Annotated in this window: 13 protein-coding genes; 8 read left to right on the forward strand and 5 right to left on the reverse strand. The window is 66.4% G+C overall.

Going from position 1 to position 14,309, the window contains the following annotated elements; translation table 11 throughout:
• Window positions 1-61: 61 nt before the first annotated feature.
• Both WS62_RS02785 and polA read right to left on the reverse strand, forming a co-directional pair.
• Window positions 62-1,444, reverse strand: a complete 1,383-nt coding sequence (locus WS62_RS02785) for an NAD(P)/FAD-dependent oxidoreductase (RefSeq protein WP_066567411.1) — start codon at window positions 1,442-1,444, stop codon at window positions 62-64.
• Window positions 1,445-1,749: 305 nt separating this feature from the next.
• Window positions 1,750-4,521: a DNA polymerase I gene (polA, locus tag WS62_RS02790; RefSeq protein WP_066567413.1), complete on the reverse strand. Its 2,772-nt coding sequence runs from the start codon at window positions 4,519-4,521 to the stop codon at window positions 1,750-1,752.
• 1 nt (window position 4,522) lies between these two features.
• On the opposite strand from polA, the gene WS62_RS02795 reads away from it, so the two are divergent.
• Both WS62_RS02795 and WS62_RS02800 read left to right on the forward strand, forming a co-directional pair.
• Window positions 4,523-5,272 carry a TIGR00730 family Rossman fold protein gene (locus WS62_RS02795; protein ID WP_066567415.1) on the forward strand — a complete coding sequence of 250 codons (750 nt, stop codon included), beginning with the start codon at window positions 4,523-4,525 and terminating at the stop codon, window positions 5,270-5,272.
• Window positions 5,273-5,702: 430 nt separating this feature from the next.
• Entirely contained in the window at window positions 5,703-5,987 is a 285-nt protein-coding gene (locus WS62_RS02800) for a hypothetical protein (protein WP_066567418.1), read from the forward strand.
• Window positions 5,988-6,173: 186 nt separating this feature from the next.
• On the opposite strand, the gene WS62_RS02805 is transcribed toward WS62_RS02800, so the two are convergent.
• Window positions 6,174-7,700 (reverse strand): AMP nucleosidase, encoded by a 1,527-nt coding sequence (locus WS62_RS02805; RefSeq protein WP_066567421.1) that lies wholly within the window; start codon window positions 7,698-7,700, stop codon window positions 6,174-6,176.
• Window positions 7,701-7,855: 155 nt separating this feature from the next.
• On the opposite strand from WS62_RS02805, the gene WS62_RS02810 reads away from it, so the two are divergent.
• From WS62_RS02810 to WS62_RS02830, 5 genes are all read left to right on the forward strand, one after another.
• Window positions 7,856-8,254 (forward strand): hypothetical protein, encoded by a 399-nt coding sequence (locus WS62_RS02810; RefSeq protein ID WP_066567424.1) that lies wholly within the window; start codon window positions 7,856-7,858, stop codon window positions 8,252-8,254.
• Window positions 8,255-8,352: 98 nt separating this feature from the next.
• Window positions 8,353-9,351, forward strand: a complete 999-nt coding sequence (locus tag WS62_RS02815) for a homoserine kinase (RefSeq protein ID WP_066567427.1) — start codon at window positions 8,353-8,355, stop codon at window positions 9,349-9,351.
• Window positions 9,342-10,151, forward strand: a complete 810-nt coding sequence (locus WS62_RS02820; protein WP_066567430.1) for a BPSS1780 family membrane protein — start codon at window positions 9,342-9,344, stop codon at window positions 10,149-10,151. Before WS62_RS02815 ends, WS62_RS02820 begins: the two co-directional genes overlap by 10 nt.
• 424 nt (window positions 10,152-10,575) lie before the next feature.
• Window positions 10,576-11,028 carry a MarR family winged helix-turn-helix transcriptional regulator gene (locus tag WS62_RS02825; protein ID WP_059472762.1) on the forward strand — a complete coding sequence of 151 codons (453 nt, stop codon included), beginning with the start codon at window positions 10,576-10,578 and terminating at the stop codon, window positions 11,026-11,028.
• Between the two features lie 137 nt (window positions 11,029-11,165).
• Window positions 11,166-11,585, forward strand: a complete 420-nt coding sequence (locus tag WS62_RS02830; RefSeq protein WP_066567437.1) for an organic hydroperoxide resistance protein — start codon at window positions 11,166-11,168, stop codon at window positions 11,583-11,585.
• A 113-nt stretch (window positions 11,586-11,698) separates the two neighbouring features.
• Here WS62_RS02830 and WS62_RS32340 read toward each other — a convergent pair whose 3' ends face one another.
• Both WS62_RS32340 and WS62_RS02835 read right to left on the reverse strand, forming a co-directional pair.
• Entirely contained in the window at window positions 11,699-11,857 is a 159-nt protein-coding gene (locus WS62_RS32340) for a DUF3563 family protein (protein WP_082720637.1), read from the reverse strand.
• 97 nt (window positions 11,858-11,954) lie between these two features.
• Window positions 11,955-13,076, reverse strand: coding sequence for an extracellular catalytic domain type 1 short-chain-length polyhydroxyalkanoate depolymerase (locus tag WS62_RS02835; RefSeq protein ID WP_066567440.1), 1,122 nt, complete (start codon window positions 13,074-13,076; stop codon window positions 11,955-11,957).
• A 250-nt stretch (window positions 13,077-13,326) separates the two neighbouring features.
• Here WS62_RS02835 and WS62_RS02840 point away from each other — a divergent pair, with 250 nt between their 5' ends.
• Window positions 13,327-14,025: a phosphatase PAP2 family protein gene (locus WS62_RS02840; RefSeq protein ID WP_066567442.1), complete on the forward strand. Its 699-nt coding sequence runs from the start codon at window positions 13,327-13,329 to the stop codon at window positions 14,023-14,025.
• Window positions 14,026-14,309: the final 284 nt, after the last annotated feature.

Raw genomic sequence — 14,309 nt, forward strand, 5'->3', positions numbered from 1 at the left:
AACGAGCGCGGCGCGAACGGCGGCCGGCTCGCGCCATGCGGCCGTTCGCGCCGCGGCTGCGCTAGTGCAACTTCACGCGCGGCAGCGTCGAGCGCCGCAGCCAGTGCGCGACCGTGTCGAGCACCATCCGCGGATAACCGTGCAGCGCCGCGACGTGCAGTCGATACAGCGACATGTACATGAAGCGGGCGAAGAGCCCTTCGATCAGCATGTTGCCGCCAATCAGCCCGCCCATCAGATTGCCGACCGCGCTGAAGTGCCCGAGCGACACGAGCGAGCCGAAATCGCGATAGGTGAATTCGGGCAGCGGCCGGCCTTCGAGCCGGCATGCGAACGCACGCAGCATGAAGCTCGCCTGCTGATGCGCGGCTTGCGCGCGCGGCGGCACGTTGCGGTCGTGGCCCGGCCACGCGCAGCCTGCGCAGTCGCCAAGCGCGAATACGTTCGGATCGGTCTCGGTCTGCAGCGTGCGGCGCACGACCAGCTGGCCGAGCTTGTTCACTTCGAGGCCGTCGAGCTTCGCGAGCACCGAGGGCGCCTTGATGCCCGCCGCCCACACCGTCAGGTCCGCGCGCACGCTCTTGCCGCTCGCTGTGCGCACGACGCCCGGCGCGACTTCGGTCACGCGCTCGCCGAGCATCAATCGCACGCCGAGTTTCTCGAGCAGCTCGGCGGTCGCCGTCGACACGCGCTCCTGCAGCGCCGGCAGGATGCGCGGCCCGGACTCGATCAGCACGATGCCGACGTCGTGTCGCGGATCGAGCTTGTGCAGCCCGTACGCGGACAGCACCTGAGCGGTGTTGCGCAGCTCCGCGGACAGTTCGACACCCGTCGCCCCGCCGCCGACGATCGCGACCTGGATGCGCGGCTCGGCAGGCTCCGCCGGATCTGCAGGCTCGGCAGGATCTGCCGGATCCGTCGCGGAGACAGTCTGCGCGACGAGCTCGTGAGGCTGATGCTCGGCGCGCATGCATGCGGCGATCAGGCGCTTGCGGAACCGCTCTGCCTCGGCGACCGTGTCGAGCGCGATCGAATGCTCCGGCGCGCCCTGCACGCCGAAGTAATGCGTCGTGCTGCCGATCGCGATGACGAGCGTGTCGTATTCGAGCTCGCGCTGCGGCAGCAGCTCGGCGCCGTCGTTATCGGCGACGGGCGCGAGCGTCACGCGCCGCGACGTGCGGTCGAGCGCGATCAGCTCGCCCTGATGGAACTCGAAGCCGTGCCAGCGCGCCTGCGCCGCATACTCGAGCTCTTGCGTGAACGGGTCCATGCTGCCCGCCGCCACTTCGTGCAGCAGGGGCTTCCAGATATGGGTTGGGTAACGATCGACGAGCGTGACGAGTGCACGCGCGGGCCGATTGCCGCGCGCGCCATAGCGGTCCCCGAGGCGCGTCGCCAATTCGAGCCCGCCCGCACCGCCGCCGACGATGATGAAACGATGCATCCGATTCCCCTTACGATTCGAGACTGCTTGCGGTCAAGGCGGCGAGCGCGACCGCGTTCGCCGCCAATCGACATCCTAACTAGTTCGGACACTTTAGGCACGCGAGCGCCTCGGCGTCGCTCGCATCCGCGCGATCACGGCGCGGCGATGCCGGTTTCTGCATTGTCCCGGAGTTTGCATGACAGCCGCAAGCGCTCAAATTACAACGAGCGCGAAAGAAACGGCGGGGGATGCGATGGAAACGGTACGCACCGTGCCTGATGCACGGCGCATACCTGCGACGCGCACGTCGCGCGGACGACGCGTCAGTGCGCCTCTTCCCAGTTTTCGCCGACGCCGACCTCGGCGACGAGCGGCACCTTCAGCTTCGCGACGCCGCACATCATTTCGGGCAGCTTCTCGCGCACGACCGCCAGTTCGCTTTCCGGCGCCTCGAGCACGAGTTCGTCGTGCACCTGCATGATCATCCGCGCGGCGAAGCCGCCGCGCTCGAGCCAGTCGTCGACTGCGATCATCGACAGCTTGATCAGGTCGGCGGCGGTGCCCTGCATCGGCGCGTTGATCGCCGCGCGCTCGGCAGCCTGGCGGCGCGGGCCGTTGCCGCCGTTGATCTCGGGCAGCCACAGGCGCCGGCCGAACACGGTTTCGACGTAGCCCTTCTCTTTCGCGCGCGTGCGCGTCTCCTCCATGTAGCGGGCGACGCCCGGATAGCGGAGGAAGTAGCGGTCGATGTAGAGCTTCGCCGCATCGCGCGTGATGCCGAGGTTCGACGCGAGGCCGAACGAGCTCATCCCGTAGATCAGGCCGAAGTTGATCACCTTCGCGATGCGCCGCTGATCCGACGTCACTTCGAGCGGCGTCACGCCGAACACCTCGGCCGCGGTCGCGCGGTGAATGTCCTCGCCGTGAGCGAACGCACGCAGCAGCGATTCGTCCTCGGAGATATGCGCCATGATGCGCAGTTCGATCTGCGAATAATCGGCCGACACGATCTTGCAGCCCGGCGCCGCGATGAACGCCTCGCGGATGCGCCGCCCTTCGGCCGTGCGCACCGGGATGTTCTGCAGGTTCGGATCGTTCGACGCGAGCCGCCCCGTGACCGCAACCGCCTGCGCATAGTTCGTGTGCACGCGGCCGGTGTTCGGATTGACCATCCGCGGCAGCTTGTCGGTGTAGGTCGATTTCAGCTTCGACAGGCCGCGATGCTCGAGCAGCAGCTTCGGCAGCGGATAGTCTTCGGCGAGCTTCTGCAGCACTTCTTCGTCGGTCGACGGCGCGCCGCTCGGCGTCTTCTTGACGACGGGCAGTTGCAGCCGCTCGAAGAAGATCTGGCCGATCTGCTTCGGCGAGCCGAGATTGAATTCGCCGCCCGCGAGCACATACGCCTCTTGCTCGAGCTCGACGAGCCGCGTCGCGATCTCGCTGCTCTGCCGGCTCAGCCGGTCACCATCGATCAGGACGCCCGTGCGCTCCATCTTGCGCAGCACGAGCGACACCGGCATCTCGATGTCGCGATACACGCGCGTGAGCCCCGGCTCGCGCGCGATCTGCGGATACAGCGCGTGATGCAGCTGCAGCGTGATGTCCGCGTCCTCGGCCGCATACTCGGACGCCTTGTCGAGCGGCACCTCGTCGAAGCCGATCTGCTGCGCGCCCTTGCCCGCGACGTCCTCGTACTTGATCGTCTTCACGCCGAGATGGCGCAGCGCGAGGCTGTCCATGTCGTGCGTGCGATGCGATTCGAGCACGTACGACTCGAGCAGCGTGTCGTGCTCGATGCCGTTCAACGCGATCCCGTGGTTCGCGAGTACCTGCGCGTCGTACTTCAGGTGCTGGCCGAGCTTCTTCTTGCCCGCGTCCTCGAGCCACGGCTTCAGCTTCGCGAGCACTTCGTCGCGGGGCAGCTGCGCGGGCAGGTCCGGCCCGCGATGCGCGACCGGCACGTACGCGGCATGCCCCGGCTCCACCGAGAACGACAAGCCGACGATCTGCGCGAGCATCGGATCGAGCGACGTCGTCTCGGTATCGAACGCGGTCAGCCCGGCGGCCGAGATCTTCGCGAGCCATGCGTCGAACTGCTCCCACGTCTGCACGGTGTCGTAGTTGCGCGCGGTGGCGAGCGGCAGCTCGGCGGTCGCGCCGCTTGCCGGAACCTGAGCCGCGCCGGCCGCAGCGGCCGCGCCGTTCGCGGCGGGTTCGCTGTCGAGCTCGCGCAGCCAGGTCTTGAAGCCGTAGGTCGAGAAGATGTCGCGCAGCGCGTCGCGGCCTTCGCCGTCCGTCGCGAGCGACGACTCGATCGACTCGACGTGCGGCGCGAGCTCGCATGCGGTCTCGACGGTCACGAGCTTGCGCGCGAGCGGCAGGAAATCGAGCGCGCGGCGCAGGTTATCGCCGACGACGCCCTTGATCTCGCCCGCGTGCTCGACGACGCCGTCGAGCGTGCCATATTGCGACAGCCATTTGACGGCCGTCTTGGGACCGCATTTCTCGACACCCGGCACGTTGTCGACGGTGTCGCCGATGAGCGACAGATAATCGACGATCAGCTCGGGCGGCACGCCGAACTTCGCGAGCACGCCGTCGCGATCGAGCGCCTCGTTCGTCATCGTGTTGATCAGCGTGACGTGGCCGGTGACGAGTTGCGCGAGGTCCTTGTCGCCCGTCGACACGATCACCTTCATTCCGCGCCGCTCGGCTTCCTTCGCGAGCGTGCCGATCACGTCGTCGGCTTCGACGCCCTCGATCATCAGGAGCGGCCAGCCGAGTGCGCGCACCGCCGCGTGGATCGGCTCGATCTGCAGCGAGAGATCGGGCGGCATCGGCGGCCGGTGCGCCTTGTATTCGGCGTACAGATCGTCCCGGAAGGTTTTGCCCTTTGCGTCGAACACGCACGCGCTATACTCTGCACTGACATCCTTGCGCATGCGGCGCAGCATATTGATGATTCCGTAGAGCGCTCCGGTCGGCTCCCCGCCAGGGCCGCGCAAATCAGGCATCGCATGGTAAGCCCGATACAGATAGCTCGAACCATCAACCAATAGCAGGGTCTTACCTTCCAGATTTCGTTCTTCAGGCATTATGAATAAGAGAAAAGTGATTCCGAGTCTGCGTTCGCTCGCAGATCAAGAACGCGCGACGGCGAAGAAGGCCCGCGCTTCGTGGCAGATGTTCACGATTATGGCAGAGTTTATCGAGGCGACCGAGTACCTGTCCGAGATCCGCCCTGCCGTCAGCATCTATGGTTCCGCGCGCCTCAAACCGGATTCGCCGCACTACAAACTCACGGTGCAGATCGCGCGCAAGCTGTCCGACGCGGGCTTCGCCGTGATCTCGGGCGGCGGCCCGGGAATCATGGAAGCGGCGAACAAGGGCGCGCACGCCGGCAAGGCGCCGTCCGTCGGCCTCAACATCGAGCTGCCGCACGAGCAGGCCGGCAACCACTTCCAGGACATCTCGCTGCGCTTCCGCCATTTCTTCACGCGCAAGGTCACGTTCGTGAAGAACTCGGACGCGGTGATCGTGATGCCGGGCGGCTTCGGCACGCTCGACGAGCTGTCCGAAGTGCTCACGCTGATTCAGACGAAGAAATCGCGCCTCGTGCCGATCGTGCTCGTCGGCAGCGAATTCTGGACCGGACTGCTGCAGTGGTTCCGCGATCAGATGATTCCGATGGGCCTCATCAATCCGGACGACATGAACCTGATGAAGGTGATCGACGATCCCGACCAGGTGCTCGAAGCCGTGCTGGCGTTCTACGAGGATCGCGGCGAGGAAACCGAGGAAGCGCAACCGCCGCGGCCGGAAGAGGACCGGATGTTCTACCTGTGACGAACGCGCGCGCCGCATGCCGTTGCGGCGCGCGCGGCGCACAACGAGTACACGCGAACGGGCGGGGCCGACGAGGCGCCCGCCCGTTTTTCTTGTGCGCCGCGACGATCGAAAACCAGCGATTTGAGCGCGGCGCGGCACGCACTTCGTAACCGTTCATTTCACCCGCCGCAGGGCAAATGTCAAATTCGGCGCGCCACGCGTCCCGAATCGATATGCTCGCCGATCGGATTGTCAAGCGGCGCCCTGCCCGCATCCGGCCGCGCGAACCGTGCGCGAACGCACCGTTACAAATCCACACGCCAGTTAATCCGCCGCGCCGCCACACTTCGTCCTGCTGCGTGTCCGTCGGAACGGACGCGGCGGGTTCGGGGCTCGAAGCCCGCACACGTCGGAACGGACGCTCATCTCAACTCGTGAGGAAAAGAACATGAAACGCTCGTTGATCGCCCTTGCATTGACTGGTATCGGTATTGCGCTGTCGGGCGCGGCGCACGCCGTGAACGTCGACGTCAACATCGGCACGCCGGCTCCTGTCGTTGTCGCACCGGTGCCTGCTCCCGTCGTCGTCGCCCCCGCGCCTGCGGTCATCGTCGGCTGGCACGGCGACCGCTACTGGGACGGCCACCGCTATTGGGAACGTCGCGAGTGGGAAGAGCATCACCGCCATCGCGGCTTCTGCCCGCCGGGACACGCGAAGAAGGGCGAGTGCTGATGCTGCATGCCTGAATCGCGCCGCGCGGCATCCCGCTGCCGCGTGAATCGTCGGCGATAGCCGCCAACGGCAGCCGGCCGACGCGAAACGAAAGGCCGTCCATGATCGAAGCATGGACGGCCTTTCGTTTTTTCGCGCGACCGTCACGAGGCCGCACGGCAACTCATGCGCTGCTTCGCTACCGTGTCACTGGAACGCCACTTCCGCAAAGCTGCGCAGCTTGCGGCTATGCAGCCGGTCGAGGCCGTTCGTGCGCAGGATCTCCATCGCCTTCACGCCGATCTGCAGATGCTGATCGACCTGCCCGCGATAAAACTGGTCGGCCATTCCGGGCAGCTTCAACTCGCCGTGCAGCGGCTTGTCCGACACGCACAGCAGCGTCCCGTACGGCACGCGGAAGCGGAAGCCGTTCGCGGCGATCGTCGCGCTTTCCATGTCGAGCGCGATCGCACGGCTCTGCGACAGCCGCAGCACCGGCTCGCGATGGTCGCGCAGCTCCCAGTTGCGGTTGTCGACGCTCGCGACGGTGCCCGTCCGCATCACGCGCTTCAGCTCGACGCCTTCGAGCTGCGTGACCTGCGCGACCGCGCGCTCGAGCGCGACCTGCACTTCGGCCAACGCCGGGATCGGCACCCACAGCGGCAGGTCCGCGTCGAGCACGTGATCCTCGCGGACATAGCCGTGCGCGAGCACGTAGTCGCCGAGACGCTGCGTGTTGCGCAGCCCCGCGCAGTGGCCGAGCATCACCCACGCATGCGGACGCAGCACCGCGATGTGATCGGTGATCGTCTTGGCGTTCGACGGCCCGACGCCGATGTTGACCATCGTGATCCCGCTGCCGTCCGCGCGCTTCAGGTGATACGCGGGCATCTGCGGCGCGCGCGGCGGCGGCGTGCCTTCCGTCGACGCATCGCCGAAGTTCGCATTGTAGGTGACCACATCGCCCGGCTCGACGAACGCCGCGTATTCGCTGCGGTACGCACGCACCTCGGGATCGTCGCTCGGCGACATCATCGTGCGGCCGAGCTTCACGAATTCGTCGATATAGAACTGGTAGTTCGTATAGAGCACGTAGTTCTGAAAATGCGTCGGCAGCGTCGCCGTGTAGTGGCGCAGCCGATGCAGCGAGAAATCGACGCGCGCCGCCGTGAAGAGCGCGAGCGGATGCGGCTCGCCCGGCGCGGGCTCGTATGTGCCGTTGACGATCCGGTCGTCGAGGTACGCGAGATCCGGCGTATCGAACACGTCGCGCATCGCCACGAGGCGGTCGCGATCGAGATCGCCTTCGAGGTGAATCCCTTCGGAGAACGCGAAGTGAACCGGAATCGGCTGCGCCGAGACGCCCACTTCGATCCGTACGTGATGGTTCTTCGCGAGCAGGCGCAATTGCTCGCGGTAGTAATTCGCGAACAGGTCGGGGCGCGTGACGGTCGTCTCGAACACGCCCGGACCGGCGACGAAACCGTACGAGCGGCGCGAATCGACGTGCGTGTTGACGTCGGTGCGGATGCGCACGAACGGGTAGCACGCGCGCACGCGCTCGTCGAACGTGTCGTTGCGGCGATAGCGCGCGAACGCGTCGCGCAGGAACGCGGTGTTCGTCTCGTAGATCTCGGAGAGCCGCGCGACGGCGGCGATCGGGTCGTCGAACGCTTCGACGGACGGACTGCCCGGCGTATGCATCCGGGAACGGCGGTTGGGATCGTTCTTCATGTAGCGGTGCCTCGTCAGATCGTTTCGACATTACCACGGAACCCGCTTGCGCGGCCGATGCCCATCGCGACGGCAAGGCCGCCCGCGTGTCGACGAACGGCACCGTCAAGACGCCGGTATTTGCTAAAATCGAGCGGTTCACTGGGAGAAACACGATGAAGCCGCTCCTTTTTGCCGCCGCCCTGACGGCACTCGCTCTCGGCGGCCCCGCCTACGCCGCCGATGCCGCCCAGGCGGCAGCCGACGCGAAGGCCCAGGCCGCGGCCAACGAGGCAGCCGGGCTGCCCGATCTCACGAAGATCAACCGCCCCGGCGCCGAAGTGACGTCGAAGGTCGATTTCAACGACGTGAAGCGCACGCCGAGCTTTCACGAACAAAGCAAGAACGGCACCGAGGTCACCGAATACCGAGATCGCGGCAAGCCGGTCGAGATCAACGTGAAATCGAACTTCGGCACCCGCTATCAGATGAGCGCGTCGCCCGACACGTCGCCGCGTCCGCACGACGCCGGCGTGCCGGTCACCCGCCTGCCGTCGGTCAACCTGCGCTATTGACGGCGTCCGCCGGCGCCACGCGGCGCCGGCCCCCTCTTCCGCCCTTTTCGCGACACCGGCGCGCCGCCGGCACGCCAACCCGAACCGACGTCTCTTGCATGGCCGTTTTCACCGCAGTTTCCGACGCTGACCTCGCACACTGGATGCGCCACTACGATCTCGGCGACGTTGTCGCGTTCCGCGGCATCCCGTCCGGCATCGAGAACAGCAACTTCTTCCTGACGACTACGCGCGGCGAATACGTGCTCACGATCTTCGAGAACCTGACGGCCGGGCAACTGCCGTTCTACATCGATTTGATGAGCCACCTCGCGAATCACGGGATACCCGTGCCCGCACCCGTCGCGCGCGACGACGGCACGCTGTTCTGCAAACTGCACGGCAAGCCGGCCGCGATCGTCACGAAGCTCGAGGGCGCGGCGGAGCTCGCGCCGCGCGCCGAGCACTGTGTCGAAGTCGGCCAGATGCTCGCGCGCATGCACCTCGCGGGCCGCGACTATCCGCGGCATCAGCCGAACCTGCGCAGCCTGCCGTGGTGGCGCGAGACGGTGCCCGCAATCGTGCCGTTCGTCCCCGGCGAGCAGCGCGCGCTGCTGGAAAGCGAGCTTGCGCACCAGGCCGCGTTCTTCGCGTCGGACGACTACGCGGCCTTGCCGGAAGGCCCGTGCCATTGCGACCTGTTCCGCGACAACGCACTTTTCGCGCACGCAGATCCGGACACCGGGCACACGGTGCGGCTCGGCGGCTTCTTCGATTTCTACTTCGCCGGCTGCGACAAGTGGCTGTTCGACGTCGCGGTGACGGTCAACGACTGGTGCGTCGATCTCGCGACGGGCGCGCTCGACGCCGCGCGCGCCGACGCGCTGCTGCGCGCGTATCAGACGGTGCGCCCGTTCACGGCAGGCGAGCGCCGCCACTGGGGCGACATGCTGCGCGCAGGCGCGTACCGCTTCTGGGTGTCGCGCCTGTATGATTTCCACCTCCCCCGCGCCGCGCAGATGCTCAAGCCGCACGACCCGGGCCATTTCGAGCGCATCCTGCGCGAACGCATCGCGCACGCGGGCGCGCTCCCCGAGACCCACGCCCCATGCAACTGATCGAAGTTCCCGCCAAGACCGGCTACGTGTGGTTCCGCCAGGGCATTTGGCTGTTCCGGCGGAATCCGCTCGCGTTCGTCACGCTGTTCTTCACGTACCTGCTCGCGATGATGCTGGTATCGCTCGTGCCGGTGATCGGCGCGGCACTGCCGCTGTTGTTCATTCCCGGCATCGCGGTCGGCTTCATGGCGGCGTGCCGCGACACGATCGCCGGCAAGCCCGTGCTGCCGACGATCCTGATCGACGGCTTCCGCTCGTACGGCCCCGTCGTCACGCAGCGGCTCTTCGCGCTCGGCGGGATCTACATCGTGTCGATGGCGCTCGTGTTCGCGTGCTCGGCGCTCGGCGACGGCGGCACGCTGCTGAAGATCATGTTCGGCCTCGGCGCCGAGAACCTCGAACCGGAAGCGCTCGCGTCGCCGGGCGTCGCCATTGCGGTGCTGATCGCGGCCGCGCTGTACATGCCGGTCGCGATGACGTTCTGGTTCGCGCCGGTGCTCACCGCATGGCACGACATTCCGCCCGTGAAGGCGCTGTTCTTCAGCGTCGTGAGTTGCTGGCGCAACAAGGGCGCGTTCACGGTCTACGGGCTGTTGTGGTTCGCGGTCGCGCTCGGCGTGTCGTTCGGGCTCGCCGCACTGATGCAGGCGCTCGGCGCGGGCGCATACGCGCTCACGGTGATGATGCCGGCATCGATCGTCATCACCGCCATGCTCTATTGCTCGTTCTACGCGACCTATCGCGGCTGCTACGGCGTGCAGGAGCCGGACGCGCCGAACCTTCCTGATTCTGCTCGGTAAGCAACGCGGGCGGAGATGGCGCGGCGGCGCTGGCGCACACGCATCGCGTGCGTCAGCGCGTCGAGCGGAGTCGGCGCTGAGGCTGCGGCGGGCGCCTTGACGGAAAAAGCGTCAATGACGCGACGCCCGAGTCGATATCGATGCCCGCTCGCACGCGGGCATCCGACACCATGTTGTCGATGTGGCGCGCGACCTAGCCGCATGACGCTCGCTCGGATTTTCGACGCCGCGCCTCTTGCACATTGTGTCGAATCAACGCCCAACCCGCGGCAACCTCGCTCCATCGGCCTCGCCGCCAAACTCGGCCCCTTGCGGCCGTCGATCGATCCATCCCCTTGACCACCCAGCGCCTCTCGCCAACCGGCACGATCAGGCGCAAAATCATTAGGACACAAATCTTTTGCACCTTACAGAAGATCTCCCCATGAACGACTCGCCGACCTTCCCGCTCACGCTCGACGACCAGCTCTGCTTCGCGCTCTATTCGACGTCGCTCGCGATGACGAAGGCGTACAAACCGCTGCTCGACAAGCTCGCGCTCACTTATCCGCAGTACCTCGCGATGCTCGTGCTATGGGAATCCGACGACATGGCGGTCAAGGACATCGCCGCGCGGCTCAGCCTCGATCCGGCCACGGTCACGCCGCTCCTGAAGCGCCTGGAGGCGCTCGGTTACATTGAGCGGGTGCGTGACACGAACGACGAGCGGATCGTCCACGCGCGGCTCACCACCGAAGGCGCCGCGCTGAAGCAGAAGGCCCGCTCCGTGCCTGCCGAGCTGTTTTGCGCGATGCGACAAACGCCCGATTTCCTGATCCGCCTGCGCGAGGATCTCACGCGGCTGCGACAAGCGCTCTCGGACGCCAGCGACGCCTGATCGACGCGCGTTCGTCGCCGGCAAATCGCACCCCGAAAATTTAATTTGTGCGCTAATAATTATCGAGCTATATTTCTGTCATGGCCCGTGCTTCGCGATTCGCCGGGCCCTTTCCCCTCACGAAACAGGAGTCCAGCATGAACATTCTGTACAAGACGGCGGCAACCAGCACCGGCGGCCGCGACGGCCGCGCGACGACCCATGATCAGAAGCTCGACGTGAAGCTCGCCGCGCCGCGCGAACTCGGCGGCGCGGGCGCCGAAGGCACGAATCCTGAACAACTCTTCGCCGCCGGTTACTCGGCATGCTTCCTGAGCGCGATGAAGTATGTCGCAGGCCAAAACAAGCAGACGCTGCCCGCCGACACGACCGTTACGGCAGAAGTGGGCATCGGCCCGAACGAGGAAGGTGGGTTTGCACTCGACGTCGAGCTGCGCGTCGCGCTGCCCGGTCTCGACGCGGCGGCCGCAAAGGCGCTCGTCGATCGCGCGCACCATGTATGTCCGTACTCGAACGCGACGCGCAACAATGTCGCGGTGCGCCTCGTCGTCGCGTAACGCGGCGCGCGAGCGCTGAAACGACAAAGAGGGCGCGCCGGCCATCGAGCCGGCGCGCCCTCTTCAGCTTGACAACTTTATGCGTATAAATTTAATACACGCTTAACGCGGAATCACGAGCGATCGAGCGCGGCTTCGCGGTCAAGCTTGCGCATGCGGAATTCGAGGTCGTACAGATCGGATGCGCCGGAAAGATACGCATCGGCGCGTTCCTTCGCGTGTTGCTCGGGCGACTTCGTCAGGAACAGGAACAGGCGGCTCAGCAAGTACATGATCGGTCACTCCAATCCGAGGGTTTTATCTTAGGTATTTACCCGTATTATAGGGAAAACCCTGACCCCAAGCCAGCCGTTTTCGAATCGTGCGTCGTTACGACGCGACAACCGCCCGCGCGCGCGACGCAAAAAACGACCAGATCAGCTCGCTCGCGTCCGGACCGGTCGCCGAGTGGAACGGCACGCTGTCGTCGCCGCCCGACCACGCGTGCGCAAGGCCGTGAACCCGGCAGAGGCGCACGACGGATTCGCCGTCGCACCGGTAGTCGATCGTGTGCACGTCGGCCGCGCGCGCCTCGAAGCGCTTGACGTCCGTCAGTTCGCCTTCGGTGTCCGCGAGGCCGTTCAGCCGCAGGAACTGGACCGCGAGCTCGTCCGCATTTTTCGGTGCGACGACGCGGTCATCGTCGCCATGCATGATGAGGGCCGGCATCCCCGGATGCGAGCCCGGCTCGACGAGCGCGTCGACGACGACGGCAGGATTGCGGTGCAGGCCGCGGCGCATCACGTCCATCGCGGTGATCCCGGAGTGCGCGTCGCCGAACGCGGGCCCCGAATGGAACGCCACGGCCGCAAAGCGCTGCGGGAAATGCAGCGAGAGCAGCGACACGAGCCCCGCGCCCGCCGACATGCCGGCCGCATAGACACGCGACGCATCGAAGCCACGTTCGGCGACGAGCGCGTCGACGAGCGCGGCGACCGCCTGCGCTTCGCCGCGCCCACCGTGCGCGGTGTCGTCGTACCAATGCCAACAGCCGTGTGCATGCGCGTTGAGCGATTGCTCCGGATAGAGCACCGCGAAGCCGTATCGATCGGCGAGCAAGTTCATCCGCGTGCCTTGCGCGAACTGATCCATGTCCTGCTTGCAGCCGTGCAGCATCACGACGAGCGGCAGGCCGTCCGGGTCCGCTCCGGACGGCACGTACAGGCCGTATTCGAGATGCTTGACGAAGCGCCCGAATGCGGGCGGCAGCGGGTGATCGGCGCGAATCCATTCGCCGCCCGCCCATGCGGCCGCGCGCGGCCGGACACGGGACTCGCGCGCGACGGGCGGCGCCGGTTCCGCGGGCGCCGCGACGGCGGCGGCGGCGGCGATCGGCCAATCGATCGCCAACTTTTGGGCAGCCTTCAGCGCGGACTTCGACGTCCGCGAGTTCGGCATGTGCAGCATGCGTTTCACACCGCCCAGCCAGAGTTTCGTCAGACTTTTGGTCATCGGTCGGGGCTCGCAGTCAGAAATTAGGGACGCCTCAATGGACGCGATCGTTTTGGTTTGTGCAATGCACAATAACACTGTTTCTGGGATTTATCCTGACACCCGATAGTTCCCTGCCGGCCTCCGATCGGAGCACGGCCCACGACGGCCTGTATACTGGGCGCTCGCGCTTGTCTTCGTTGTAGTCGCTATTGACGGCTCATGCGTTAAGCAAGTATCCCGCATTTCCCGTACCTGCCCGCAGCCCCCGATGTTCGATTTGCCGCCCCGTCTGTGGATCTCGATCACCGCCCTAGGCGGTGCCGGCCTGACCCTGCCCCTCGCCATCACGATCGCCGTCTGGCTCGCGCTCGGCTATTCGCTTCGCCGCGCCGCCGCATGGCTCGCCGTACTGGGCATCGCGATCGGTGTCGTCGCGCTCACGAAAATCGCGTTCCTCGGCTGGGGCATCGGCGTGCGCGCGTGGGATTTCACGGGCTTCAGCGGTCACGCAATGCTGTCGACATCAGTCTATCCGGTCGCGATGTTCCTCGCGCTCGCCCGTGCGAAGCCGGCGGTGCGCATCGCCGGTATCGTGGTCGGGCTCGCGGCGGGCATCGCCGTCGGGCTGTCGCGCGTCGCGCTCGACGCGCATTCGCCATCCGAGGCGGTCACGGGCTGCATCATCGGCGCCGTCGCCGCGCTGTCGTTCATCGCCGGCTCGTGGCGCGCGATGCCGCACCGCTGGTCGGCGCCCGCCGTCGCGACAAGCCTCGTGGCCGTCACGATCGCGCTGCACGGAGTCACCGTGCCGTCGCATCGCTGGGTCACCGCAGTCGCGCTGCAGCTTTCCGGCCACGAGCGTCCGTACGTGCGGGCGCGCTGGAAAGCGAATCCGAACTACCGGCCCGCGTCGCGACCGGCCCTGCAACAGACGCTCGGCATGCCGACGGCGGGCGGGCGCGCGTAAGGCAGGCCGGAAAGCCGCCGAGCGTTTCCGCAATCGTGTTGTCCTGTTGTCCTGCTGTCCTGCTGTCCTGCTGTCCTGCTGTCCTGCTGTCCTGCTGTCCTGCTGTCCTGCTGTCCTGCTGTCCTGCTGTCCTGCTGTCCTGCTGTCCTGCTGTCCTTGTTCCGCTGTTCCGCTGTTCCGCTGTTCCGCTGTTCCGCTGTTCCGCTGTTCCGCTGTTCCGCTGTTCCGCTGTTCCGCTGTTCCGCTGTTCCGCTGTTCCGCTGTTCCGCTGTTCCGCTGTTCCG

The sequence above is a fragment of the Burkholderia sp. ABCPW 14 genome, from assembly GCF_001523835.1.
Lineage (GTDB): Bacteria > Pseudomonadota > Gammaproteobacteria > Burkholderiales > Burkholderiaceae > Burkholderia > Burkholderia mayonis.